25 protein-coding genes and 1 tRNA gene are annotated in these 24,525 nt (G+C 30.8%); 13 read left to right on the forward strand and 13 right to left on the reverse strand.

Annotated elements, in window-relative coordinates:
- The first annotated feature begins 13 nt into the window (after positions 1–13).
- The 6 genes from BM253_RS00480 (at position 14) to BM253_RS00505 (ending at position 5,877) form a co-directional block, all read left to right on the forward strand.
- On the forward strand, positions 14–940 hold the full coding sequence (locus BM253_RS00480; RefSeq protein ID WP_091517433.1) for a DNA-methyltransferase: 927 nt from the start codon (positions 14–16) through the stop codon (positions 938–940).
- A gap of 212 nt (positions 941–1,152) precedes the next feature.
- Positions 1,153–2,064: a hypothetical protein gene (locus BM253_RS00485; RefSeq protein ID WP_091517434.1), complete on the forward strand. Its 912-nt coding sequence runs from the start codon at positions 1,153–1,155 to the stop codon at positions 2,062–2,064.
- A gap of 91 nt (positions 2,065–2,155) precedes the next feature.
- On the forward strand, positions 2,156–2,434 hold the full coding sequence (locus BM253_RS00490) for a helix-turn-helix domain-containing protein (RefSeq protein ID WP_091517436.1): 279 nt from the start codon (positions 2,156–2,158) through the stop codon (positions 2,432–2,434).
- Between the two features lie 2 nt (positions 2,435–2,436).
- The gene (locus BM253_RS00495; protein ID WP_091517438.1) at positions 2,437–3,720 is read left to right on the forward strand and encodes a DUF3987 domain-containing protein; all 1,284 of its coding nucleotides are present in this window, start codon (positions 2,437–2,439) and stop codon (positions 3,718–3,720) included.
- A 212-nt stretch (positions 3,721–3,932) separates the two neighbouring features.
- Positions 3,933–4,838 carry an ATP-binding protein gene (locus BM253_RS00500; RefSeq protein WP_091517440.1) on the forward strand — a complete coding sequence of 302 codons (906 nt, stop codon included), beginning with the start codon at positions 3,933–3,935 and terminating at the stop codon, positions 4,836–4,838.
- On the forward strand, positions 4,819–5,877 hold the full coding sequence (locus BM253_RS00505; RefSeq protein ID WP_091517442.1) for a DUF3871 family protein: 1,059 nt from the start codon (positions 4,819–4,821) through the stop codon (positions 5,875–5,877). Before BM253_RS00500 ends, BM253_RS00505 begins: the two co-directional genes overlap by 20 nt.
- Positions 5,878–5,893: 16 nt before the next feature.
- Here the strand turns inward: BM253_RS00505 and BM253_RS00510 are convergent, their stop codons facing one another.
- On the reverse strand, positions 5,894–7,798 hold the full coding sequence (locus BM253_RS00510) for a hypothetical protein (protein ID WP_091517444.1): 1,905 nt from the start codon (positions 7,796–7,798) through the stop codon (positions 5,894–5,896).
- A gap of 21 nt (positions 7,799–7,819) precedes the next feature.
- Positions 7,820–8,335 (reverse strand): type II toxin-antitoxin system antitoxin SocA domain-containing protein, encoded by a 516-nt coding sequence (locus tag BM253_RS00515; RefSeq protein ID WP_091517445.1) that lies wholly within the window; start codon positions 8,333–8,335, stop codon positions 7,820–7,822.
- A 465-nt stretch (positions 8,336–8,800) separates the two neighbouring features.
- Between BM253_RS00515 and BM253_RS17230 the strand changes: the two genes are divergently transcribed.
- Positions 8,801–8,977: a hypothetical protein gene (locus tag BM253_RS17230; RefSeq protein ID WP_177205667.1), complete on the forward strand. Its 177-nt coding sequence runs from the start codon at positions 8,801–8,803 to the stop codon at positions 8,975–8,977.
- Between the two features lie 344 nt (positions 8,978–9,321).
- Here BM253_RS17230 and BM253_RS00525 read toward each other — a convergent pair whose 3' ends face one another.
- Positions 9,322–9,555 (reverse strand): helix-turn-helix domain-containing protein, encoded by a 234-nt coding sequence (locus BM253_RS00525; RefSeq protein ID WP_091517449.1) that lies wholly within the window; start codon positions 9,553–9,555, stop codon positions 9,322–9,324.
- A gap of 98 nt (positions 9,556–9,653) precedes the next feature.
- Between BM253_RS00525 and BM253_RS00530 the strand changes: the two genes are divergently transcribed.
- The 3 genes from BM253_RS00530 to BM253_RS00540 all read left to right on the forward strand — a co-directional run bounded on the left by BM253_RS00530 (position 9,654) and on the right by BM253_RS00540 (position 11,006).
- Positions 9,654–10,079: a hypothetical protein gene (locus BM253_RS00530; protein ID WP_091517451.1), complete on the forward strand. Its 426-nt coding sequence runs from the start codon at positions 9,654–9,656 to the stop codon at positions 10,077–10,079.
- Between the two features lie 2 nt (positions 10,080–10,081).
- On the forward strand, positions 10,082–10,618 hold the full coding sequence (locus tag BM253_RS00535) for a hypothetical protein (RefSeq protein ID WP_091517453.1): 537 nt from the start codon (positions 10,082–10,084) through the stop codon (positions 10,616–10,618).
- A 67-nt stretch (positions 10,619–10,685) separates the two neighbouring features.
- The gene (locus BM253_RS00540) at positions 10,686–11,006 is read left to right on the forward strand and encodes a hypothetical protein (protein WP_091517455.1); all 321 of its coding nucleotides are present in this window, start codon (positions 10,686–10,688) and stop codon (positions 11,004–11,006) included.
- Between the two features lie 160 nt (positions 11,007–11,166).
- On the opposite strand, the gene BM253_RS00545 is transcribed toward BM253_RS00540, so the two are convergent.
- Positions 11,167–11,248 (reverse strand) — tRNA-Leu (locus BM253_RS00545).
- 132 nt (positions 11,249–11,380) lie between these two features.
- Here BM253_RS00545 and BM253_RS00550 point away from each other — a divergent pair.
- A complete protein-coding gene (locus tag BM253_RS00550) occupies positions 11,381–12,769 on the forward strand; it encodes a dipeptidase (protein WP_091517457.1) in 1,389 nt (462 codons plus the stop codon).
- 62 nt (positions 12,770–12,831) lie between these two features.
- On the opposite strand, the gene BM253_RS00555 is transcribed toward BM253_RS00550, so the two are convergent.
- The 3 genes from BM253_RS00555 to BM253_RS00565 all read right to left on the reverse strand — a co-directional run bounded on the left by BM253_RS00555 (position 12,832) and on the right by BM253_RS00565 (position 15,802).
- Positions 12,832–13,113 carry a hypothetical protein gene (locus BM253_RS00555; RefSeq protein WP_091517459.1) on the reverse strand — a complete coding sequence of 94 codons (282 nt, stop codon included), beginning with the start codon at positions 13,111–13,113 and terminating at the stop codon, positions 12,832–12,834.
- Between the two features lie 137 nt (positions 13,114–13,250).
- The gene (locus tag BM253_RS00560; protein WP_091517461.1) at positions 13,251–14,510 is read right to left on the reverse strand and encodes an OmpA family protein; all 1,260 of its coding nucleotides are present in this window, start codon (positions 14,508–14,510) and stop codon (positions 13,251–13,253) included.
- 74 nt (positions 14,511–14,584) lie between these two features.
- Positions 14,585–15,802 (reverse strand): glycosyltransferase family 4 protein, encoded by a 1,218-nt coding sequence (locus BM253_RS00565; RefSeq protein WP_091517463.1) that lies wholly within the window; start codon positions 15,800–15,802, stop codon positions 14,585–14,587.
- 75 nt (positions 15,803–15,877) lie between these two features.
- Here BM253_RS00565 and miaE point away from each other — a divergent pair, with 75 nt between their 5' ends.
- On the forward strand, positions 15,878–16,459 hold the full coding sequence (miaE, locus tag BM253_RS00570) for a MiaE family protein (RefSeq protein ID WP_091517466.1): 582 nt from the start codon (positions 15,878–15,880) through the stop codon (positions 16,457–16,459).
- 24 nt (positions 16,460–16,483) lie between these two features.
- Here the strand turns inward: miaE and BM253_RS00575 are convergent, their stop codons facing one another.
- The 4 genes from BM253_RS00575 to BM253_RS00590 form a co-directional block, all read right to left on the reverse strand.
- A complete protein-coding gene (locus tag BM253_RS00575; RefSeq protein WP_091517468.1) occupies positions 16,484–16,852 on the reverse strand; it encodes a hypothetical protein in 369 nt (122 codons plus the stop codon).
- Positions 16,853–18,334, reverse strand: a complete 1,482-nt coding sequence (locus tag BM253_RS00580; RefSeq protein WP_177205669.1) for a M56 family metallopeptidase — start codon at positions 18,332–18,334, stop codon at positions 16,853–16,855. It lies immediately after the preceding gene.
- 107 nt (positions 18,335–18,441) lie between these two features.
- Complete coding sequence (locus BM253_RS00585; protein WP_091517473.1) at positions 18,442–18,807, reverse strand: BlaI/MecI/CopY family transcriptional regulator; 366 nt, start codon at positions 18,805–18,807, stop codon at positions 18,442–18,444.
- A 74-nt stretch (positions 18,808–18,881) separates the two neighbouring features.
- Positions 18,882–19,334 (reverse strand): hypothetical protein, encoded by a 453-nt coding sequence (locus tag BM253_RS00590; RefSeq protein ID WP_091517476.1) that lies wholly within the window; start codon positions 19,332–19,334, stop codon positions 18,882–18,884.
- A 104-nt stretch (positions 19,335–19,438) separates the two neighbouring features.
- On the opposite strand from BM253_RS00590, the gene BM253_RS00595 reads away from it, so the two are divergent.
- Positions 19,439–20,224, forward strand: a complete 786-nt coding sequence (locus BM253_RS00595) for an alpha/beta fold hydrolase (protein WP_091518059.1) — start codon at positions 19,439–19,441, stop codon at positions 20,222–20,224.
- On the opposite strand, the gene BM253_RS00600 is transcribed toward BM253_RS00595, so the two are convergent.
- The gene (locus BM253_RS00600; RefSeq protein ID WP_091517479.1) at positions 20,221–22,971 is read right to left on the reverse strand and encodes a PD-(D/E)XK nuclease family protein; all 2,751 of its coding nucleotides are present in this window, start codon (positions 22,969–22,971) and stop codon (positions 20,221–20,223) included. The genes BM253_RS00595 and BM253_RS00600 overlap by 4 nt on opposite strands.
- 63 nt (positions 22,972–23,034) lie before the next feature.
- On the reverse strand, positions 23,035–24,498 hold the full coding sequence (locus tag BM253_RS00605; RefSeq protein WP_091517481.1) for an OmpA family protein: 1,464 nt from the start codon (positions 24,496–24,498) through the stop codon (positions 23,035–23,037).
- Between the last annotated feature and the right edge of the window lie 27 nt (positions 24,499–24,525).

The following is a 24,525-nucleotide window of genomic DNA, read 5'->3' on the forward strand; positions in this document are numbered from 1 at the left end:
ATTATATTGTTTTATGATTAACCCATTTTTCAAATCTGACGACAAAGACTTTTATCTTCTTCACGGAGACACAATGGATCTTTTGCCACAATTTGACCACAAGTTTGATATGATTTTCGCTGATCCTCCTTATTTTTTATCAAACAATGGACTTTCAATACAAAGCGGAAAAATTGTAAGTGTTAATAAAGGAAAATGGGATAAATCCGAAGGATTTGAATATATAAACGACTTCAATCGAAAATGGCTTTCATTAGTTCGTGACAAAATGAAAGACGATGCAACAATTTGGATTAGCGGAACAATGCACAACATTTTTTCAGTTGGACAAATTCTAAACGAATTAGGCTTCAAAATCCTTAACGTAATCACTTGGGAAAAGTCAAATCCACCCCCAAATTTTTCGTGTAGATATTTTACCTATTCGACAGAACAGATAATTTGGGCAAGAAAAAGCGAAAAAGTTCCTCATTATTTTAACTATGAACTAATGAAACAATTAAATGGCGACAAACAAATGAAAGACGTTTGGAAATTGCCAGCAATTGCACCTTGGGAAAAATCTTGTGGAAAACATCCGACACAAAAACCTTTGTCGGTTTTAACAAGACTTATTTTAGCTTCGACAAAGCCAAACGCTTGGATTTTAGATCCATTTGCAGGAAGTTCGACAACAGGAATAGCCGCTAATTTGGCAAACAGACGATATTTAGGAATTGACCAAGAAGAAGAGTTTTTGACGATAAGTAAAAATCGAAAAATCGAGATTGAAAACCCTAAAACTTCGGCAAATTACAGACAAAAAATTGGTGGCTTCAATGACAAAAAAGAACTTGAATTATTTCTTTTAGAAGAACAAAAAGCTGAATATAAAACGGAACTAAACCTTGATAATAAAAGGGGCGATCGGCTAACAGGGGTTTTGCAAAATGGCGGGTAAAGTGCTAAATTCAACGATAGTAATTCTATTGAACTTTAGTGCAAAATTCAACATTTATACTTCTAAATCCGCCACTTCGCAAAGCCCCAAAACGCTTTAGATACACTGCGAAAAGTTCTACTTTTTTACAAAGCTTTACAGAGTTCAAACCGAATAATAATACAATGAAAGAATTTAATTGTCAGTTTTTTCGCTCTTTTTAATTATAACTAATGAAAAATCACTACCAAATACCTATTTACCATAGTTACACAGAATTTGAATCTAACTACGACTCTGATTTCAAAAAATGGCTTGATGTATATCCTGATGGAAGAGAATTCGATTTTATAGCAGAAGTTGAAAGAAAGTATTCTTTCTTTTTTACTGACATACATGAAAGAGTTTCATTCATTGATTATATTTTTGTTCATTGTTATAAAGATACTAAATATCTGTACAGCAAAAATTTAGAAATGAAAGATTGGGTTTCTGTTCTAAACTTTAGATTAAAAGATTTTATTAAAAATAATCCTAAAACAATTATAAACAATATTTCTGAACTTTCTAAAATTGAAGATTATATTTTAGGTAAAAATAAAATTGATGAATATGATATTGAATATAATGATTTCAATAAGTACAAGGAATTTATTGAAGTTCAAAATAATGAAAGTAATTTTAGCTTAGTATTTAATTATGTAAAGTTTAGAAATTTTGAACTTTCTGTAAATCGAATATTTGAATGGTTGAATAAAGAAAAGGACGCTCTTAATTCGAAAATAGAATTTTCTAAACAGAAACAGAATAATACGTCGCAACCAATAGTAAAAGATCATCAAAACCAACATAATCATATTTTTGCAAATAATGGTTTTAAATTGTTCGAATATATTTTAGAAAATCATATTAAAGCAAAAGAAGTAATAGGACGTTATGCAGATATAAGTTTTTATTATTGGAAATTATACAATCATGAACCACAATATATACATCAACGCCCCGAGGTGTTTAGAAATTGGTTTTGTACCCTTTATTCTGACGATTTTGATAAAATAAAAGCATTAAATGAAGTTGTTGGCAAAAAAGGAGATAGAGAAAAGCATTTTTTAACTTCATTAGAGTGGTTAAAGCACAATCCCTAATTTTAGACTGTAAAAAGTCCAAGTTTAGACTTCCAACGCCCCAAAAATGACTATTCCTTTGCTTCATTATTAATATTAAAATTATTTAAGCATGGAGCAAATAAATCTTTTGCAGTATACTTCTCAAGAATTAAAAGAGGTAATTCAAAATGCCATTACCGATTCAATGGCTACACTTCAATCAAAATTACAGCCCAAAAAAGCTGACGAATACTTAACTCGTCAAGAAGTGGCTGATTTGTTTAAAGTAGATTTATCTACTATTCACAATTGGTGTAAACAAGGTAAACTAAAGCCTTATGGAATAGGTTCTCGTGTTTATTTTCTACGTGCAGACATTGATAATTGTTTAATCCCTTTAAATAATTAGCAATGAAAGGTAGGAATCAAACAGATTTAAAAGGCATGTTAGAAAAGAATATCTATCATCGTCTACCATCATTCTTTCAAGAATTGTTAGAGCATTCCACAGGAAGAGAAAGGGACTTATTGACTTTATCTAGTTTGACCGTTATTAGTAATTGCTTACCATTTGTAAGTGGAATATATAATGGATCGGAAGTTTACCCACATATTTATTTAATAATCATAGCACCACCTGCATCAGGTAAAGGGCGAATGACATTATCTAAATATTTAATAGATGGAATTAACAATCATGTAGTAGAATTTTCAACTTTAGCAAAGAAGATATGTGAGCAAAAGAAAAAAGATGGAGAACATGATGAAGAATGCCCTGAAATAGCTCGTAAAATTGTCCCAGCTAATATTTCTACAACAGCATTTTACAAGATTTTAAACATAGTAAAAGAAGGTGTTTTGATGTTCGAAACAGAAGCCGATACTTTAACTAAAATGCTAGGTAATGATTGGTCTGATTTATCTGATGTTTTACGGAAGGCTTTTCATACCGAAGTAATTTCATTGGCTCGTGCTGATGGTACTTATCTTGAAGTAGTTAAACCAAAACTTTCAATATTGCTTAGCGGCACACCTGAACAGCTAAAGTTATTGATGAAAAATAAAGAAAACGGTTTATTTTCTAGATTCTTAATATATCAATTTAATGATGTTGATGAGTTTATTGATGTTTTCGCAGTAAAGGCACAAGAATTAGCCAATGCTTTCAAAATAAAATCAGACGAAATGTTGAATCTATTCAAAATTCTTAGAGAAAAGAAAGGGATAAAGTTCAACCTTACTGCTAGGCAAGAAAAAAGATTCTTACGTTTTTTCAGAAAACAACAGAAAAATATTCTTGAACAAGAATTTGAAAACATTATTAGTAATTTAAAAAGATTTGCGCTAATAGCATTTAGAATAGCAATGATTCTAACAGTATTAAGGCATAAGGACAAATTAGAAAACGTATACAAATTAGAATGTTCTGATAAAGATTTTTTAATAGCGCTAAGTATTGTCGAAACATTATTAGAACACACTAAAGATATTATCGTAAACTTTGATTCCGACTTTTTACCTGAACTAGACAAAAATATATTAGATGATTTACCTGTAGCCTTTTCAAGAAAAGATGCTATAATTTCTGCAAATAAATTTGGTATGCCAAAAAGAACCCTTGATGACAAACTTAACCAATGGATTCTTAAAAAAATTATTCATAAACCAAAACATGGTAGTTATAGAAAACTATAATGTAAACCTGCAATATTTGCAACTTCTGTAAATTCAACAATAAAAAAACAGTGGTAACCATTCTTACATCCCACTGTTTTTTTATCAGTTTTAACATACTTTGAAAGATCGTTTTGAAAAATATTTTCTCAACGCACATCTCCTATAAACCTACATTAAAAACAAAATCGCTCTAATTAAGAGTGTTATCATTCACTTTAAATCATATAATTATGGAATTAAGAAAAACAGAAAGAAAAAAAGCCAAAATTAAAATGGCTTTACAAGGAGCTTCAGGCTCAGGAAAAACCTATTCAAGCTTATTGTTAGCTAAAGGTTTATCTAATGGTAACTTAGATAAGGTTGCTATTATAGATACAGAAAATGGCAGTGCGGACTTGTATGCTCATCTTGGAAATTATCAAGTTATAAGTCTTAAACCACCATATACACCAGAACAATATATTCAAGCTTTAAATATTTGTGAACAGGCAGGAATGGAGGTTGTTATTATTGACAGTATTACACATAGTTGGGAAGAATTGTTAGACTTTCATTCTAAATTAGCAGGTAACTCTTTTACCAATTGGGCAAAAGTAACTCCAAGACAAAAAGCATTTACAGATAAAATTCTACAATGTAATGCTCACGTAATTGCAACTATGAGGACAAAGCAAGATTATGTTCTGAATCAAAAAGATGGAAAATTTATACCTGAAAAAGTAGGTTTAAAAGCTGTTCAACGAGATGGTATAGATTACGAATTTACTCTAGTTTTTGACATTGATATAAAACATTTTGCAGTTTCTTCTAAAGACAGAACCAGTCTGTTTATTAATAAACCAGAGTTTATTATTTCTGAACATACGGGAAAAAAAATTTTAGAATGGTGCAATATGGGAACTTCAGTAAGTGAACTAGATAATATTAACCAAACAGCTAGGGAAAAAATTGTTATACCCTCTTTAAGTACAGAAATTCAAAACTGTAATTCTTTTGCGGAACTCTTGGTACTTTATAAAAAACAAGATACACAACAACAAGAAGCATATAGAAGTGATTTTGAATTTAAAAAGAATCAACTATTTGCAATTACTAATCCTCAAAATATTTCAAATTATGGAAACCAACCACAATAACTTAAGTAATATTTCCTTTACCCCAGCTGTGAGGAGCAACTTTTTTGAAATGCCTACAAGTGTTTCAGAAAATACCACGCCTATTCTTATTTTAAGCGATAAAGATGAAGTTCAAGAGTATATTAGAAAACCATTTATTGAAGCGAACACAATAGAGGTTGACATAAGTCATCTACAAAATGATTGTATCATCCCTGTTTTCTCTAAAGATAATGAAGTTACCATATCCCACGTTAACTTTATCGAATGTGTTTTAAATTGCATTCAGAAAGTGTACCCATTTGAAAAGGTAGAAAGTCCTGAAATAAGAGTGTCTCATCAAATCAAAGGAAGAACTCCTGATGCTATTTATAAGAATGCGAAAGACCTATTAGATAGTGAAAAAACTATTTATTATGAAAGGTTTGCTTTTATAGTAAGAATACCAAGCATAACAGAAACAATAAATGGAAATAAATTATCACTAACAGTAGGTGGCGTAAGAGCTTATAATCAAGAAAATCTTTACAGCAAAAAGAATCTTGAAAAGTTTAAATTTTTTATTGGATTTCAGAATCTTGTGTGTTGTAACTTATGTATAAGTACAGATGGTATGAAGTCTGAAATGAAGAGTACATCAATAGTTGATTTACAGGAACAGATATTAAGTGTGATGCTTAATTATAATGCTGAAAAGCATTTGAGTGAAATGTCTACCTTACAAGATTACCATTTAACAGAGCAACAGTTTGCACAACTACTTGGCAAGGCTAAGTTATATAATTACTTGCCTAAGAATATCAAAGCTAACTTACCTCAATTAAGCTTCACTGATAGTCAGTTTAATACTATTGCAAAAGACTACTATTCAGATGAAAGTTTTTGTAAGCAAGAAGATGACAATATAAATCTTTGGAAAGTTTATAATTTATTTACACAGGCAAGTAAATCAAGTTATATTGATAGTTTTCTTGAAAGAGATTTGAATGCTTTTGACTTTTCTCAAGGTATTCAAAAAGCACTAATTGGTAATGGAGATTATCATTGGTTTATTGAGTAATTAAAAATCCTCTCAATTAATCTTGAGAGGATTTATTTAATAAGATTAGTTTTTCCAAATTTTCAATTTTTCTTTCTTGCGCATTATGCAATGAATCTCTAGATTTATTTGAGTTTTCAATATATTCACTTGAATGATAATTAAAAGGTATTAATGCAGTAAGAATAATAAATGCCAATGCATAAACACTTATTAATGCTAATTTGTATTTTTTTAATGCTTCAATTCCTTTTGTCGAAATAAATATTAATAGCACAAATATTGAAATGCTAATTCCAAAGACAATAATAAATATCAATGCTTCTGTAAAAGTTGTTAAAAACTTATAAGCTCCAATTGATCCAACAATAAATGAAATAATTGCTGTAAATATAGTTACTGTTTCTATTAATTTTTTATTATCTAATTCAAAATTTTCCTTCAATTTCTTTATTTCATCAATTTGATTTTCAATGTTAAAAAAAACACTTAATTTTTGATGATGATTTAAAAGCAATCTTTTCTCATTAATTATATCTTCATTAACTTTAGGTAATAGAAAGCTAGATGCTATATAAATATTCAAATTTTTATAAGCTATTAATGACTCGTCATAAGGTAATTTAAAGATATAATTATTGTTCTTTAGAGACCATTGGATTTTATTTTCATATTCTTCTAATACTTCTGTAAGAATTATATTAAAATGGTTAGATGAACTATTTAATGCTTCAATAGTTTTATCTCCTGCATTATTCAGAACTTTTTCAATAGTTAAAAAAGAGTATGAGAGTAGTTTATATTGAATAAAGAAATTATCTGTAAGACTAATAGATTTAGCTTTTACATCTTTATACTTCTTATATAAAATATTTAATTTCGTATTTAAATTTTTTTCATTTAAATCATTACAGTTGTTGTAGAAATCTTCACAAAATAAAGAAAAATAATTATTTAGACAATATTGATAAGAAATGTTGTAAGAGAATTTTTCATAAATATTGATGCTTTTAAAATTCTCTAATTTGTTAGAGAATGCTCTTAAAACTTCATTTAATTTATCTAAATTATTTACTTTGTCTTTGTAATATTTTACAAGAGTATGTAGTTCAAAAAAGGTTAATTTTTTTTTATTTGTCTTATCTATATCATTAAATTTATTTTCTAGTAAATTTGAATAGCTGTAACCATCTAATTCATATAGATATTTTATTTTATCCTTATATTTATTTAGATTATTGTTTTTGGGTAAATTATATTTAGCTATATTTTTAAATTCTTCAAATTTAAATTCTGTGTCTTTTAATTTTGTTGAACTTCTGATATACCATTTGTCAATTAAAAAATTAACTTTTAATATTAATGCATCTTTTAAATTTGTAAAAGAGGAATGTAAAGAACTGTTCCTATTGAATTGAGATGTACTTATGCGAATATTTGTAATGTTATTTTTTACTTTAAACAGCTCTTTCAATAAGCTTTCATCATTAATAAATTGATGGTCAATTTTAGATAGCTCAATGTTATTTTCAGTTAGTTCAAAAAAAGAGTTAAACTCTTTATATATTAGGTTTTCTGAACTAATATATATCTCAGTATCAATATACTCTAAAACTCCTCTATTGTATAGCTTACAGATTTTTTTTGAAAATAAAGAATATAAACTTATAAGGTATTTTAATGAATGTAAAAAGTCTTCGATGTCTTTATATTTTGCACCTGAAATATGGGTAAATTCTTGTGAATTAAGTGATAAAATTTCAAACCAAATATAATATCCATCTGTTATATCAATTATATTTAAATACTCTCCTTCAATTATAGATTTATTAACAATATATGTTAAATCCAAAAAAAAAGCTTCTTGTTTTTCTTTCAGTTCTGTTACTGTTTTTAAAGCAGAAAAATCCGTTAAGAATTTGTTGAAAATATCTAATTCCAATTCACATAAATATTTAATTAATTAATAAGAATAATATTTATTACTTCTAATTATCTCATCAATTTTCATATCTTTAGAATTAGAGCCTTTTCTTTCAGCTTCAGAAAAGCTATTTTTCCAACAATCCCATTCATGCGTCAAATCAACAAGGTAGAATGCTGATTTGTTTACTAAATCAAAATTTAATTTTTTAAGCTCATTTATCAAAGAATCAATTTTTTTCACCTCATGATCTTTTAAAGAGTAAGTTATTTCTCTATCAAAAGTTTTATGATAGTTTATAATATAGGAATTTTCTTTAAAAAAATCATATACATCAGTTTCAACAGGTCCTAATGGCATTGCCTTAAATTCGTCAAAAGGATCTCCTAATAATGTATCTTCACCATTTTTAATAGTTGATAAAAAGAAAATCAACTTTAATGATTTTAGGATACTTAAATCATTGTCACCACTAACTCTCTTAGAAGGATTTAATTCATAATACCAATTGCAAAGCTGTAGCAAAATGTATTTAGTTGCTTCTAGTTTATTCATTATTAAGTTAGGATTTAAAGTTTGGCATGGTAAAAGTATATAAAAAATTGTAAATATGTATAATTAATAGAAAAAATCAATTGTTAGGGAAATATGATGAAGTGTTTTCTAGGTTTTAAGGTGTCTTATATAGTATATGCTTATTTTAAAAAATAAAAATATAATTTAAAAATATGTTAAACTTCTGATGATGTTATCATCTGATTTAACAATAATACACTGATTTAAATACTCAACTAAAGTTCTAAAGAACAGCTAGGGTGTAAGGGAGTGAATAATTGTAAGGTATGTGGGATTAAAATTTTTAAAAAAAATTTAAGCATAATTGTCCCCAAATACAATACCCCCACTAAGTTAGGATGGGAAATCCCCCTCCCTGCTTAAAATCTGAAGAATAAAAATCAGCTGTAAATATAATTCTTCATTTTTTTAGCAGTTAGTTAATTACTCAAAAACTCAAACAAAATGGTAACAATTATTGGATTTAAAAAAACTAGAAAAGATGATGGAACAGAGTTTAATCTTCTTGAATTAAATGGTGGAATTGAATTTGTAAAAAGTAAAGAAACTGAAAGGCTTTATGCAACAATGAGAAAATGTTTTATTTCTTCAACTTTTGATGATGAAGTTTGTATTTCATAATAGGTACAAAGCTTGATGGTAACATTGTAAAAGTTACATGTGAACCTTATGAATTTGTAAATAAAATTACAGGTGAAATTATGAAACTTGATTTTAGATACGAATATGCTCAAGAGGAACAACCAAGAGCCAATACTAATCAAGTTATGAATGGAATAGAAAGTGTTTCATTTGAACCTATTAATAACTTGATTTCCAGTCTAAATTAAGTTTTAAGATTAAAATTAAAAATACACATAGAAATTAAACTATGTGTATTTTTTTATCTGAATGAGTTCGTAACCTAAACTTTTATGTTGAAATTAGTTTAATCAGAATAAGGAACATTATTATAATAGCCTTTTTTAAATTTCAGTTTTAAAATTTAATAATTCAATTAAACTTACATCTAAAGCTTTAGAAATTCTGTAGAGAGTAAAAATGGTAGGATTTGTTCTGCCAGATTCAATTCTTGAAATATTTGTAGTGTCAATTTCACCTTCAATTTTCCCAACTAAATCAACCTGAGTTAAACCTTTGCTAATACGCAACTCCTGAACTCTTTTACCTACAATTTTTAACAAATCTGATTTTTCCATATTTGACATATTTGACAAGTCAAATCAAATGCTATATTTGTAGGTTTAAAATGCCATATATGGCAAGTTTTAATTTTGTAATCCCTAACTAATTTTTCATGGAAACTCAAAAAAAAGAAATCACTATTAATAAATCTTCAGTTTCACGTATTACAAATAGTATTTTGAATGCAATGGCTTTATCCTTTATTATCTTAATAATAGTACAACATTTTGGAGTAATTTCAAGAGAATACAATTATCATTATTATTCAGGTAAAATAGTTTCTGCCAAAGTAACTTTTAGAAGCCCTTTAGTAGATGAATGGAATCTTTTTTATCCTAAAATGGAAACCTATTACTATTCTGAAAATGATGATAATTTCGAAATTGAATTAGATTATTCAGAAAAATTTTTTAAGATATATACAGCTGATTTAATAAATAATCATAAAACTAAATTTTTGATTTTGTCCATTGTTATACTTGCTCTTATATACTTAATTTCTTATTTAAAAAATAAATATTCAATAAAACTAAAATAAATATGAGGTCATTTATTACAATATTTGCTTTATTAATTTCCTACATCTCATTTTCTCAAGTAAGAAAAGAAGTTGATAATGGAATCTTTGTTACTTTTCCAACTGTACCAACATATACAATAAAAGGCTATGTTACAACTTATTCTAAAATAACAGAAAATGTGTCTTATGCAGTTTCTGTTATTAGGGATGCTTTTCCTAAATATGATGAATATTTGAAAGCTCAAATAAATTTTACATCATCTGAAAAAGCATTAGTCACTAACAATTTTCTAAATGGGTTAGTTGAAGGAACTTTGAAGCAGTCAGATGCTGAAGGAACAACAAAAGATATTAAAATTGGACAATATTCTGGAAAAAAAGTAGTGTTTTCAGCCATAAATCCAACTACAGGAGAAAGAACCAACAGGGAAGTTATTATTATTTCGGTTAAAGAAAAAGCAATAGTGTTTTTGGCTATGCACAATAAAGTATCTGTAAGTAATTCAGCGAAATTAGAGGTTGAAAAATTTCTTAATTCAATTTCAACAGCAAAATAGTGAATATTACAAATTAATAAAACACAAGCCACTCCAAATTGAGTGGTTTTTTAATGTTCTATAGTTTATGAAACATAATAATAAATTGCCGTTTAAACTTAATATGCCTTATGAAGAATTAGAATTTGATTTAGAACCTATTCAAGATCGTATAAAAGGTTATGATAGCTATTTATATATTGCACCAATAACCATTTTTGGTATTATTCCTAAAAAAGTGGAATTAATCTTTTATTGGGAACAGTTAAAAATAATAATACTAGAATTTGAACCTGTCGATTTACCTAAAGTAAAGAAGCTCTCAAAACTGAATTTTACAAAAATCAATAATTCATACGTAAAAACAACTTATAAAATGCAAAATAAATTAATTAGCATAAGCAAATAATAAACTCATGTGTAATTAATCGTATATTACATTAATTGCAGAAATTACATAATTACATTTCTGTAGAAGTTCAAGAAAATTATATTTCTTAATTGGTAGCACACAGGTAGCACAAAAATGAAATAAAAAACCCCTAACTACTGAAAGCTAAGGGTTTTTGTGCGGGTGATAGGACTCGAACCTACACACCTTGCGGCACCAGATCCTAAGTCTGGCGTGTCTACCAATTTCACCACACCCGCGGCTTGGGAAGAACTTTATTGTTCTTGTAAGACGGTGCAAATATACAAATGCTTTTTTATTCTGCAACAAAATTTCATTAAATTTTTATCATTATATTTGTTCTAATCATTAGAAATCATTCAAATTATATAATGGAAATAATAAAAAATTACGTTCAACAAAACAAGGAACGTTTTATTAATGAGCTAATTGACTTGTTAAAAATCCCTTCGGTAAGCGCCGATAGCGCCTACTCTCAAGATGTTTTAAATACTGCCGATAAGGTAAAAGAATTTTTAGAAAAAGCAGGGTGCGATAAAGTAGAAATCTGCGAAACTCCCGGTTACCCTATCGTTTATGGCGAAAAACACATCAGCGACAACCTGCCAACTGTTTTAGTTTACGGACATTACGATGTGCAGCCGGCAGATCCTATCGAATTATGGGATTCTCCGCCTTTTGAACCTGTGATCAAAAAAACGGAATTACACCCAGACGGAGCTATTTTTGCGCGTGGTGCTTGTGATGATAAAGGTCAGATGTTTATGCACGTTAAAGCGTTAGAATTAATGATGCAGACCGATACGTTGCCTTGTAACGTAAAATTTATGATTGAAGGAGAGGAAGAAGTAGGGTCGGCATCTTTGGCTTGGTTTGTTGAAAGAAATCAGGAAAAATTAAAGAACGATGTTATTTTGATTTCTGATACCGGAATGATTTCTAACACACAACCATCAATCACTACAGGTTTGCGCGGTTTAAGTTATGTAGAAGTTGAAGTTACGGGTCCAAACCGTGATCTACATTCAGGTTTATATGGTGGTGCTGTTGCCAACCCAATTAATATTCTTGCACAAATGATTGCTTCGTTACACGACGAAAATAATCATATTACTATTCCTGGTTTCTATGATAAAGTAGAAGAATTATCAAAAGAAGAACGCGATGAAATGGGCAAACGTCCTTTTTCGTTAGATGATTATAAGAAAGCATTGGATATTAAAGAAATTCATGGCGAAGCTGGTTATACTACCAACGAACGAAATTCTATACGTCCAACGTTAGACGTGAACGGAATTTGGGGCGGATACACCAGCGAAGGTGCAAAAACGGTAATTGCATCAAAAGCGTTTGCAAAAATTTCTATGCGTTTGGTTCCAAATCAAGATTGGGAGGAAATCACCGAATTGTTCCAAAAACATTTTGAAAGCATTGCACCGGCATCAGTTAAAGTTGATGTAAAACCGCATCATGGCGGACAAGGATATGTCACTCCTATCGATTCAATCGGATATCAGGCAGCATCAAAAGCTTATACCGATTCTTTCGGGGTAACGCCAATTCCGGTTCGTTCAGGCGGATCAATTCCAATTGTAGCTTTGTTTGAAAAAGAATTAAAATCGAAAACCATTATGATGGGCTTTGGTTTAGATTCTGATGCGATACACTCACCAAACGAACATTACGGTATCTTCAATTATTTAAAAGGTATTGAAACAATTCCGTTGTTTTACAAGTATTTTACAGAAATGTCTAAATAAATCCATAAAAAAAATCCACTTCGTAATTGAAGTGGACTTTTTTTATCATGTAAACTCAAAAATTATTTTGCAGCTTGTACTGTATCTTGTGCAACTGTTTCTGCTGCAGGCTCTGTTGCTGTTGTAGCAGCAGCTGTACTTGTTGTATCTTGTTTTACCAATGGTTGTTCTGGCGAAAGTTCGTCTTCAACAACAATTGTTTTTGTTCCTTTTTGTGGTGTAGGTTCAAAAAGTGCAGTATCGCAGCTTCTGTGAATAAAGAAAATCAACACTACTCCCAACATTAAAGGAATTAGACTGTATTTAAGTGCATTTCCGCTTTTGTCTTGACCGTTATGACTCATAATATATTATAGTTATTTAGTATTCTATGTATTAAACAGCGCAAATATACTATCTTTTTTCAGCATATTTTATTAGTTCGACTAAAATATTAACCGAAAAATAAAAAAAGCAACATTTAAAATGTTGCCTTCTTTTACTAATTTCTTATACTTAATGCTACTTTTCTATCGGTAAGTCTTAATTCTTCTGATGCATCAGCCGGGTGAACTGCAAATTCAGATCCATATCCTTCGGCACCCACAACTTGTTTACCCAAACCTTTATCGTCTAAAAACTTTTTAACAGCCATTGCGCGGTCTGTTGAAACCTTTTTATTTACAGCCTCGTCACCGGTTTTATCGGTATAACCACCAATTTTCACTTTAACTTCGGGATATGCCGTTAAAATTTGCGCAATGTTGTCTAACTGCTTTTGCGATTCTGGTAACACATTTGCCGTGTTGTGTTCAAAATTTAAATCATCGAAATTAAACCAAACTTCTTTCAATTGATCCTCGGTCATGGTTTTGTATTCGCCTTTATTTAAAAAAGCAACCATTTGATCTTCAATTCCATCACTGTAAGCATTCAGTTTTACCTGATCGTTCACTACAATTTCCTTCGTTGTTCTGGTTGTAGTTACCGTGGTTGATGTATCGTTTTGAATGGTATCTTTAACAACCGATTCTTCTATTGTAACTTCTCTGTTACAACCGCGGTACAAAAAGAAGATCAACACTATACCCAAAAGAAGCGGAATTAAAATGTATTTCAACATGTTCCCACTTTTGTCGTTTCGTGGATCTGTGTAAGGTGATTCGTTGGTCTTAAACTGATCTTTTTCGTTATTGTCCACCACATTGTTAATCACGGCATCGGCATGTTCGCGTTCTTCCATGCGCACGGCAGTTGGCTGATTAATTGTAGAATCTACAGCACTTAAAGATCCAAAACCGACAGGAATCATAGATTTTAATGATGTAAGATTATTTGTAAGCACACCGTTTATTGTTGAAAGATCGAAATTGGCATCCAAGCCTTTAAAATAATCGATAATTCCTAAAAAAGCGGTTTTTAATACGGTATGTGCCGATGTTTGCGAAATGTTTGAAAAAGCCGAAATTCTTTCGACAAATTCCTGCTTATCTGCACCTAAAAAATCGTCTAAATAAGAAGCTGTTTTTTCTAATTTAAACTCGAATTCATTTACAGAATCTGCAAAAACATTTTGAATTTCACTAAACATTGGTCTTAAATACGCATCGCCTTTGTGATGCATCTTTAAAAGTAGCGCCGGAATGGCAACATCAAAAGCATTATTTATTGATGCTTCTGTTTCGTTTGTACTAACTGCCAAACTTGAAATAAAGTCGGGCGAAATGTACTGTTTGATCTGATTTACTAACGGATTTTCCATAACAATTTGAATTTTCTTTTCTTAAAGATACAGCTTTATTTAATTAAAATTCAAAATGTTTCCATTAAAAAAATCTATTTATTTTTCTGTTCGATCCACAAACTCATGTACTTAACTGCTTGTAAACCATTTTGCCACAATATTTTTTGAATGAATAAATTGCTTCGGTGAAGTTCGATATTTTCATAAATTTTCAAAACAGCATCTTTCAAAACACCGCTCCAAATTTCTGTAGAAAACTCATTATTCAAAATATCAAATCCGTGTGTTACTGCTTTATTCCATTCGGTTTCATCATTGTACAATTTGCAAACAGCATCAACAAAATCGGTTTCATTTTCGGCAATAAATCCACCCCAGTTTTCAGCAGAAATTCCTTCGGCTCCAATTTTTGATGTTACATTAGGCAAGCTGTTTTTAAAACCATCAACAAACTTACCTTTTAAACCCGCTCCAAACGGAATGGGCGCAACCAAAACTCGATATTTTTGCATGAGTTCATTCACATCATCGGCTTTTCCTTTAATTATGAAACCATCGTTAATATTATTTAGCTGTAATACTTTTTGCGTTGCGTACGCGCCATAAATATGAAGCTGCGTATTTGGCAATCGTTTTTTGATCGATGTCCATATCTTTTTTAGCTGAAGTACCGTTTGATAATTTGGTTCATGAATGAAATTTCCAATGAACATAAAATCTTTCCGATTATTAAAATTGGGTAGTTTTTCTTTTGTTTCGTTAGAAATTTCGTTTTCAATAAATGGCAGATACAATAATTGTTTTGGATGAATATTAAAATAATTAATCAACAAATCATATTCGAATTTTGAAATAATGATCGATAAATCAGATCGGTAAATTGACGATAATTCCCTGTAACAATCCGGTGTATCGTAATTTACTTCTTTATTTGTCTTAAAAGCCGTGGTGCGAGCTCTGCGAACAAAATGTAGATCTTCGGTATCTAAAACCGATACAATGTTTGGAAATACTTGTTTTACGCGCCAGCCAAATTGTTCTTCAGTAATAAATCGATCAAAAACAACAATATCAGGCAAAAGATCGACAATAAAATCATTAAAAGATGAATCATTTAGAACAATATTGTGCGTAATAACATCCAACTCGTGCAAAGGATGAGAAAAAACCGATTTTGAAGCTGCACAGGCAAAATGAATATCGCTTGACATTTTCTTCAATTCATCAATCAGCTGCAACATGCGCCAACCAGCCGCCGATGAAGTAGGTTCGGGCCAAACCAAACCAATTATTAAAACACGTAATTTCATAAAGCAAATATCGAAGTAAAATGTAAAAGATACTAACTGTACAATTAATTTGTAAATTTGCAAAAATTAAGGTTTATGTTAGGACTTAAATTGTTAACCGATCCTCGTTGGGCAAATATTGCCGAAAGTAATATTGAAGAAATTTTAACTGATCATGCGTGGTGCGAGCAAAAAGCGGCTACAAATGCCATTACCATTATAACTTATAATTCGGAACACGAAGATTTGGTTACAGCAATGACCGAAATTGCGATTGAAGAAATGGAGCATTTTAAAATGGTTCATGATATTATTAAACAACGTGGTTACACTTTGGGTCGCGAACGAAAAGACGATTACGTTAACCAGCTTTATAAGTTTATGAAAAAAGACGGATCGCGTAACGATGCTTTTATTGATCGATTGCTTTTCGCTGCCATGATTGAAGCCAGAAGTTGCGAGCGTTTTCGTGTGCTTTCTGAAAATATTAAAGACGAAGAATTAGTGAAATTTTATAGAGATTTAATGATTTCTGAAGCAGGTCATTACACAACTTTTATAAAATTCGCAAAGAAATATACCGAACGCGTAAATGTTGATAAACGCTGGAAAGAATGGCTGGAGTTTGAAGGTCAGTTAATTCAAAATTACGGAACTAAAGAAAGCGTTCACGGATAAAAAAACACCTCAGTTGAGGTGTTTTTAGTTTTCAAAAGTGATTGAATCGATTAGTTTTTCTTCTTCGTTGAATGTATACCAAGTGCCAATTTTAGCCCATGTTTTTTTAGTCGTGTAGCTTTTTCCTATCTGGCTAATTTTTCCGTTTTTATGATACAACACATCTACAGCATACGGATAAAAATATTTTTCTGACCGAAAAAGTGTATCGTTATTGTAATATTTCCAAACACCTTTTTCTTGACCATACTTATCATATTTACCTTTAATTATATTTCTCTCCGTTTTTGTACCCGAAACATATTTCCACCTGCCGACTTCTACTCCATTTTTTTTCTGATTGATTTTGCAGGAAACAAGAAATACTACAAAAAATAAAATGGATGTCTTCATTTAGTTTTCAACTTCATTTAACGGTTGATTTATCTTAATTTTAATAGGCAGTGTAAAGGTAGATCTTACCACTTGACCTTCATTTTCTGCGGGTTGCCACTTAGGCATTGTTTGCAAAACCCGTATTGCTTCGTTAGCTGCTGTTTCATTTCCACCGCCTACTGCAATAATATTTGAAAAGCTGCCATCTTTTTCTACAATAAATTTTAACCTGGCTGAAATTAATGTATCATTTGTAGTAATCGATTTTGAATCAAAAGCCCTCATAAAATTATGAAAAAAAGCTTGCAGACCTTCTCTTGGAGCAGCCTTTTTTTCTACAAAACTATGAGCTTCAGCATATTTTTTTTCAATTTCTTTTATATCTTGATAATCATTTTGTACTTGTGTAGATCTTTTTAATTCATCTAAAGTTAGTTTTTCTTTTTCTTCTTTAGATACCGCTTTAAGTTCGTAAGTGAAGTCTTTTTCATTTTGAACAACTCCATATCTATTGTAAATTGATACTTTTAAATTTTCATCTACAACATAAAAATAAACACTGTCTTTATGACTAAAGTAGCCACTACTTTTTTCACCTTTTATGTACGCTAGAATAATTGGGTTATTCTTAATCTCATCTTTTGTTTCTTCACTAATTGGTTCGGTAGATTTAATTTCTTGAGGAAGATTAACTGCTTGTTCAACTACATTTGATATTTTATCTTCAACCTTTTTAATTTCGGCTGCTTTGGTTTCAATTCCAACAAAACCAACATACGTTACTGCGATGGTTAACGAATAAAAAATCGTTCCCCATACTTTTCCTTTTTTTGTGTTTTTCATCATAATAAATCGTTTTTTTAAATTATTAAAGTGGATCGAACTACTTAATGCAACAATTGGCTGATTATTGCCATAATAGTTTAGAATTAATTCTTGATAATTTTTAAGATTTTTTGTTTTTTGCAAACTAAATTCATCTGCAAGATATTCGTGATTTTCTTGTATAATTCTTTTGAAATAATAAAGAAAAGGCTGAAACCACAACACTATCTTTAATCCTTCAATAAACAGAATATCTATTGAATGTTTTTGTTCTACATGGGCTTGTTCGTGATACAGAATAGCATCGCTTACACTTTTACTTTCCCAGTCGGTTTTGTTTACATAGATAAAATTGCAAAACGTGAAAGGCGAAGCAACTTTACTACTTACAATTAACTTTCCAAATGATGTGCTAACATTTTTGCCTGATTTCTTAATCTGTAAAATTTTAAAAAGATTATATAAGAATCGGATTAAAAAAACACCACTGACAAAGACATAAATTATTGTTAGTATAGAAATATTGTTTTCTGGAACACTATCAACAATTATTACAGGAATGTTTGGCAACTGATCAAAAATATATTCTTTAGTTTCAACAATTTTGTTTTGCGGTACTAAAAACTGAAAATTAAACAAAGGCACAACCAATGCAAAAACAATACTTGCAAGCAAATAATACCTTATAAATTGTAATGACTTTTTGTTTTCTAAATTCCATTTATATATCAAACAAAATATCAATAATAAAAATGTCGATTTTATAAAATAAAGCACCATACCTACTTATTTTTAAGTTCATCATCTATTAAATCGCGAAGTTTTTGTAATTCATCTTTTGTTAAGGTTGCATCTTTTGCAAAAAAGGAAGCAAATTGTGATGTGGAATTATCAAAAAACTGTTTAATCATATTTTTCATTTGTTTAGAAAAATAGTTTTCTTTCCTTACAATTGCGAAATACAAACGTGTATTTCCAATTTCATCGTATCCAACAAAACCTTTATCAATCAATTTTTTAACCGTAGTTGCAACGGTTGTTTTTGCAGGTTTGGGATCACTGTAACTATCAATTAAATCTTTAAGAACCACTTTATCATGCTTCCAAATGTATTGCATGAGTTGTTCTTCGGCTGCTGTTAATTTCATATTCTATAAAATTAGAATTAGTTCTATAAAAATAGAACAATATTTTAAATAAAAAAACAGATTGACTGTTTTTTTTATTGTAATCGATTTATAACATTCATATTTCTGCTATCTCTACCATTACTTAAATTCACGGTTAACTGTAAATAAGAATTTACCGGCTTGTTCTCAATTCTTCCCGGTACCCACTGATTTCCGTCCTTAATTGCATTTTCTATAGCTTCATTGCACAATGTAACATCAGCTTTCACAAATTCCACTTTTGCAACTTTACCTTTATCAGTAATTAAAACATCAATAATAATAGTGGTGTCTTTTCCTTTAAAAGAACCTCTTTTACAATTTTTGGTTGCGTCTTCAATCTGTTTCAAAATCACTGCATAACCACCACGATAAGTCGCCATAACATCTACATCACGGTACACAGGAATTTCTCTAACAGTTACTTTTTTCTCCGGAGCAGAATTTTGCGCATTTAAGGTTACCGAAAATAACACAAAAAATAGGTAAGCAATTTTTGTTTTCATAAGTTAAATAAGTATGTTTTTATTATGTGCAAAAATACAATTTAGTTGCAAATAACATAATTTTTAATTTTTTGGTTTTCTTTACTATTTTTACACAAAAAAGATTGAACACGTTTACCTACAAAAATACCGCAATAAATTATGGTGATTCCGGCAAAGGAAACACCGTTTTACTTATTCACGGTTTTTTGGAAGATGCTTCTATGTGGGTTGATCTTACGTTGAATTTAAACAAACGTTACCGCGTTATTGCTGTTGATCTTTTAGGTCATGGTAAAAGCGATTGTTACGGATACGTGCATACAATGGAAGATCAGGCGGATATGCTTTTTGCGTTGATTTCTGAATTGCGTTTGCGTAAAGTTTCGTTAATTGGGCATTCTATGGGCGGATACATTGCGTTGGCTTTTGCTGAATTGTACCCTGATAATGTTCGATCGTTGATTCTTTTAAATTCATCAGCCCAACCTGATTCCGACGAACGTAAAATAAATCGTGACCGTGCCATTGATGTCGTAAAAAAGAACAGCACTGCTTTTATTAGAATGGCAACGCAGAATTTGTTTGATAAAGAAGCACATAATTTGTATGCAGATAAAATTGAAACTTTTACTCAGCAAGCATTAAAAACTCCGTTACAAGGAATAATCGCAGCTTTAGAAGGTATGAAGATCCGTATAGATCGCGAAGCATTACTACATTTTAGTCCGTACCCAAAACTGGTTATTGCCAGTGAAAACGACACCATTATTCCTTTAGAAGATATTAAAAATCAGGTTGAAGGAGCTGAAGTTACGTTTGAAATTATTCCGGGCGGTCATGTTTCTACTATTGAACAAGATTCTAAAATAGCTTCAATCATTACATCATTTTTAAAGAAAAACAATTAAACTACTTTTTCTTCAAATACTGTTTCGGGATCTAAAATGGTATTCAATAAACTGATTAATTCTGCCTTAAAATCAATCAATAAATCATCGGTAATAAATTCGTTTACCATTTTATCTTCTTTCAAACTAAAAAGCAAATAACCCGATTTTCTATTCTTAAATGAATAAATTCCCGCCTGAATTGGCAAATGCGTATTGCTTTTATACATTAAACCGTACATAAGCAACTGAATGGCTTTTTCGAACTTTAAGTCAGTTGTGATTCCTGAAATTTCTTTTATTTGAACCTGACTACCTTCAACTTTTCCTGTTTTGTAATCAATAATTCTCACAACATTGTTGCGGATTTCAATTCTATCTGCAATTCCCGATAATTTAATGTTGTATGGTAATTTTGAATCTTTTAAAACGGTTTCCAAAGTTTGCTCTAATCCAATTATGGTCACATCATCGCCACTTTCGAGCATTTCTTTTTCAAGCATTAAAAAATGATACACGTTACGTTTTGCAACTTCAAAAGCTAATAGATTTTTCCCTTGTTTATCGGCACTTTCAGAATAATTCAATTTAAACTGGTTCACAATTTCGGTTTGATACTTTTGTAACATTTCATCAACCATTGTAATGGTTAATTTTTGATCGATTACTGGCTTATACAATTCTTCTAAAGCACCATGAATAATGGTTCCTAACGTATTTAAGGCGATGTTTTCTTCTACCTCATCTAACTCTCGAATACCCAAAACACGTTGCATGTAAAACTGAATTGGATTACGCATATAATTACCGATTGCCGACGGAGAAAAACCTTTATCTGAAGCGATTTCTTTCAATCGATTTTGCAATAATTCCGATTTTTCAATCATTAAAGGTTCACTAACGCTATCAGGCGATTTTGCAAAATAATTATTCACTTTTATGTTGTGATTTACCTGCGGATCTAAAACCAATTGGGTTATAAATCGACTTTTTTCTCCGGCATCCAAACCTTCGGAATTTGAATTATACAACAGATAAATGTTCTTTGCACGCAACAGCAAATGGTAGAAATGGTAGGTATAAATAGCATCTTTTTCTCGGAAAGTAGGCAAACCTAATTCCATTTTAACATCGTACGGAATAAACGAATTAGACGATTTTCCTGCAGGAAATTTTCCTTCGTTTAAAGAAGTGATAATTACATTGTCAAAATCTAAAACCCGACTTTCCAAAACGCCCATTACCTGCAAACCTTCCAACGGTTCGCCTTCAAAAGACACTTCAGCCAAATCTGCAACTTGCTTGTAAATCGTCAATAATTGCTGAGCGTTTTCAATAACTTTATACTTTAATTGATAGTTTTTAATCTGCGTTAAAACCTGATGAAATGAATACAGAAATGTAAGCGAAACATCGTCTTTATTCTGTCGAAGATAGGTTCGAATTTCAAAAACAATCGCCTCAATTCTATCAATAATTTCAATTACATCACTATTCCAATCTTTAATAATCAACTGCAAAAAAGAATTATCGGTCGGAATAAAATCTAAAGTATCAAAATTAAAAAAAGATAAATTCCGCTTATTAATACCATCAACCACCTGCTTTGAAGTCGCCAAATTTTCAATCAAAGAATGAGACAACACATCTAAAACTTCTTTGTGATAAAATGCGGCTTTGGTTTTTCCGCGATTCAGTGCATTCACGTGCATTTTGAAAAGTTTCGCAAAAAACAATTGAATAGGATTTGATTTACTGTCGTAATTCATTGTTACATTCAGCGATGCAACGGTATTTGGCAAGGCATAAAGCACCGGAATCAACAGATTTTCTTCAGATAAAACAACTGCCGTTTTTTGAAGGTTTTCATTTGATTTTTGAAGTTCTTCTACGATTGATCCAACAATTTTTGCCTGCCCAACCGATTTTGGCGTACTAATAATCTCGATATTTTTTGATTGTTTGAATTCATCAACAATCCAATCATAAGGATGCGATTTATAGTACGACCAGTTTTGTTTGATTTTTCTGGCAAAATAACCAGCTCCGTGGTCTGGATCGTTCAAAAAAGCAGCATCGGTATCCCAATAAACCTTTGCTATACCATTTTTTAATAATTTCTGTATGATTTGTTCTTCCGCTTGATTTAATGCGTTAAAACCTGCGAAATAAATGGTTTTAGAACTGTTATTCTTTATGAAACCCTCTATGTTATCAACAGCAACTCTATAAACCAATCCCTGATAACCGGAATTTTGCTTAATTAAATGTTTTTGAAATGCCTTGTAATAGGTTGGTAATTGATCCCAGAATGTCAGATAATTATCTATTAAAGCACTTCGATCTTCTGCTTTTACAGACCAATGGTTGATATCATCGATGTTTTTTAAATAGTCAAAAACATGACTTGGTTTCAACAAATAACGATCAATTTCATTAAAATCTTGCAACAACATTTTTGCCCAATTGCTGAATTGTTCAAAATCTTGTTGTGCATTTTTCGGAGTAATTTCCTTATAAACTTCATAAAATTCAAAAAGTTGTTCTACACCCGAAAGCGTATTCATTTTTGAAATTCTTGTAATTAAATCTTCAATACTGATAATTTCAGGCGCAAAAAATGTTTTGTTTGATGTGCTTTTAAAAGCTTCTAGCAAAAACAATCTTGCACGTTTATTCGGTAGAACAATAATGGCATTTGTAAAATTTAAGTTACAATCGTCTGCAATTTGTTGTGCAATTTTATCTAGAAAAGAAGTTGTATTCATTTTATAAAAATAAAAAAACGTCCCGACAAATCGGGACGTTTTCAATATTATTTAAACTGTAAATTATTTTACTAATTTAATTTCTGTACGACGGTTATTAGCGCGTCCTGCAACAGTTTTATTATCATCGATTGGGTTTTTCGAGCCAAAACCTTGAGAAGATAAACGGCTTGCAGAAATTCCTTTAGAGATTAAATACTCTCTAACTGCATTTGCACGATCGTTAGATAACGGGTCGTTGATTTTATCAGAACCTGTACTATCTGTATGACCTTCGATTGCAAATTTAGCATTAGGGAATTGGTTCATAACTTTAGCCATATTATCTAAAACTGCGTAAGATTGCTCTTGGAAAGTAGATTTACCTGTGTTAAACAAGATTGTTTTACCATACTCGTTTAATTGTTTAATGTGCTCTTCTTTCACTTCTGGACATCCTTTGTTAGATGCAGGACCAGCAACTTCTGGACATTCATCTAAATGATCTGGCACACCATCACCGTCTGTATCAGGCCATGGACAACCATTATTTTCTTTAGGACCAGCTTCTTCAGGACATTCATCTAATTGATCCGGAATACCATCACCGTCTGTATCAGGGCATCCGTTGAATTCTTTTAATCCAGGAACTTCAGGACAAGCATCTTCGTGATCAGGAATACCGTCACCATCTGTATCAGGACAGCCATTGTATTGAGCATCTCCAAATACATCAGGACATTGATCTAAATGATCAGGAATACCGTCCCCATCTCTATCAGGACATCCGTTGAATTGTTTTAAACCTGCTTCTTCAGGACATTCGTCATATTTATCTAAAATACCATCACCATCTGTATCTTTTCCACCAAAACGGAAAGTTACACCAGCTGTATGTTGCAAATGGGTTGGAACTGAAATATCGTTTCCTCTTTCAAAGTTAAATAAATCATCCTGACCATCCTCTAACTGATGTTTGTAGGTAGAAGATAAGTTAATACCAATATTTTCTGTTACCCAGAATGTAAGGCCTAAACCTCCGTTAACGTTACCTGAAGATGCTTTTCCTAAGAAAGCGTAACCCCCACCAACGTGAATAGAAGGATCAAACCATTTAGAACCGATTAATCCACCGATGCTGTATCTGAATTGACCATCAACACCATAGTACATCAAATCTGCTCCATCTACTCTTCTTTGTCCGTTAAAATCTCCTCCAACAACTCTTGAACCTTGTCTCTGAAGATTATCAAATCCGTCAGGCATAACTATTCTTGTCATTTTGTTTACAGAACCTGTAATACCAAATGAAACGTTAGCACCTAAATAACGAGATACATTTAAAACAGACGCTGACGGCAAAATACTCCAGTTATCTGTTTGGAAATATTGACCAAAACGATCTGCAAAGTCTGTGGCAACACTTGAACGCCCACCGTCCAAAGCATTAACCCCCACGGTAATAGCCCATGGTTGATCAGCATTTTGCGCTTGTGTAGCTGTACCAGCTAATAACAAAGCAGCTGCAAATACTTTTAATTGTTTCATAACTATTCAATTTTCTACTTTACGTAA

Source organism: Paenimyroides ummariense, from assembly GCF_900115115.1.
Classification (GTDB): domain Bacteria; phylum Bacteroidota; class Bacteroidia; order Flavobacteriales; family Flavobacteriaceae; genus Flavobacterium; species Flavobacterium ummariense.

Bases quoted from the DNA above. Each gene is read 5' to 3' on its own strand.
- BM253_RS00480 (WP_091517433.1), top strand. From the start codon at position 14: ATGATTAACCCATTTTTCAAATCTGACGACAAAGACTTTTATCTTCTT.
- BM253_RS00485 (WP_091517434.1), top strand. From the start codon at position 1,153: ATGAAAAATCACTACCAAATACCTATTTACCATAGTTACACAGAATTT.
- BM253_RS00490 (WP_091517436.1), top strand. From the start codon at position 2,156: ATGGAGCAAATAAATCTTTTGCAGTATACTTCTCAAGAATTAAAAGAG.
- BM253_RS00495 (WP_091517438.1), top strand. From the start codon at position 2,437: ATGAAAGGTAGGAATCAAACAGATTTAAAAGGCATGTTAGAAAAGAAT.
- BM253_RS00500 (WP_091517440.1), top strand. From the start codon at position 3,933: ATGGAATTAAGAAAAACAGAAAGAAAAAAAGCCAAAATTAAAATGGCT.
- BM253_RS00505 (WP_091517442.1), top strand. From the start codon at position 4,819: ATGGAAACCAACCACAATAACTTAAGTAATATTTCCTTTACCCCAGCT.
- BM253_RS00515 (WP_091517445.1), bottom strand. From the start codon at position 8,335: ATGAATAAACTAGAAGCAACTAAATACATTTTGCTACAGCTTTGCAAT.
- BM253_RS17230 (WP_177205667.1), top strand. From the start codon at position 8,801: ATGGTAACAATTATTGGATTTAAAAAAACTAGAAAAGATGATGGAACA.
- BM253_RS00525 (WP_091517449.1), bottom strand. From the start codon at position 9,555: ATGGAAAAATCAGATTTGTTAAAAATTGTAGGTAAAAGAGTTCAGGAG.
- BM253_RS00530 (WP_091517451.1), top strand. From the start codon at position 9,654: ATGGAAACTCAAAAAAAAGAAATCACTATTAATAAATCTTCAGTTTCA.
- BM253_RS00535 (WP_091517453.1), top strand. From the start codon at position 10,082: ATGAGGTCATTTATTACAATATTTGCTTTATTAATTTCCTACATCTCA.
- BM253_RS00540 (WP_091517455.1), top strand. From the start codon at position 10,686: ATGAAACATAATAATAAATTGCCGTTTAAACTTAATATGCCTTATGAA.
- BM253_RS00550 (WP_091517457.1), top strand. From the start codon at position 11,381: ATGGAAATAATAAAAAATTACGTTCAACAAAACAAGGAACGTTTTATT.
- BM253_RS00555 (WP_091517459.1), bottom strand. From the start codon at position 13,113: ATGAGTCATAACGGTCAAGACAAAAGCGGAAATGCACTTAAATACAGT.
- BM253_RS00560 (WP_091517461.1), bottom strand. From the start codon at position 14,510: ATGGAAAATCCGTTAGTAAATCAGATCAAACAGTACATTTCGCCCGAC.
- BM253_RS00565 (WP_091517463.1), bottom strand. From the start codon at position 15,802: ATGAAATTACGTGTTTTAATAATTGGTTTGGTTTGGCCCGAACCTACT.
- miaE (WP_091517466.1), top strand. From the start codon at position 15,878: ATGTTAGGACTTAAATTGTTAACCGATCCTCGTTGGGCAAATATTGCC.
- BM253_RS00575 (WP_091517468.1), bottom strand. From the start codon at position 16,852: ATGAAGACATCCATTTTATTTTTTGTAGTATTTCTTGTTTCCTGCAAA.
- BM253_RS00585 (WP_091517473.1), bottom strand. From the start codon at position 18,807: ATGAAATTAACAGCAGCCGAAGAACAACTCATGCAATACATTTGGAAG.
- BM253_RS00590 (WP_091517476.1), bottom strand. From the start codon at position 19,334: ATGAAAACAAAAATTGCTTACCTATTTTTTGTGTTATTTTCGGTAACC.
- BM253_RS00600 (WP_091517479.1), bottom strand. From the start codon at position 22,971: ATGAATACAACTTCTTTTCTAGATAAAATTGCACAACAAATTGCAGAC.
- BM253_RS00605 (WP_091517481.1), bottom strand. From the start codon at position 24,498: ATGAAACAATTAAAAGTATTTGCAGCTGCTTTGTTATTAGCTGGTACA.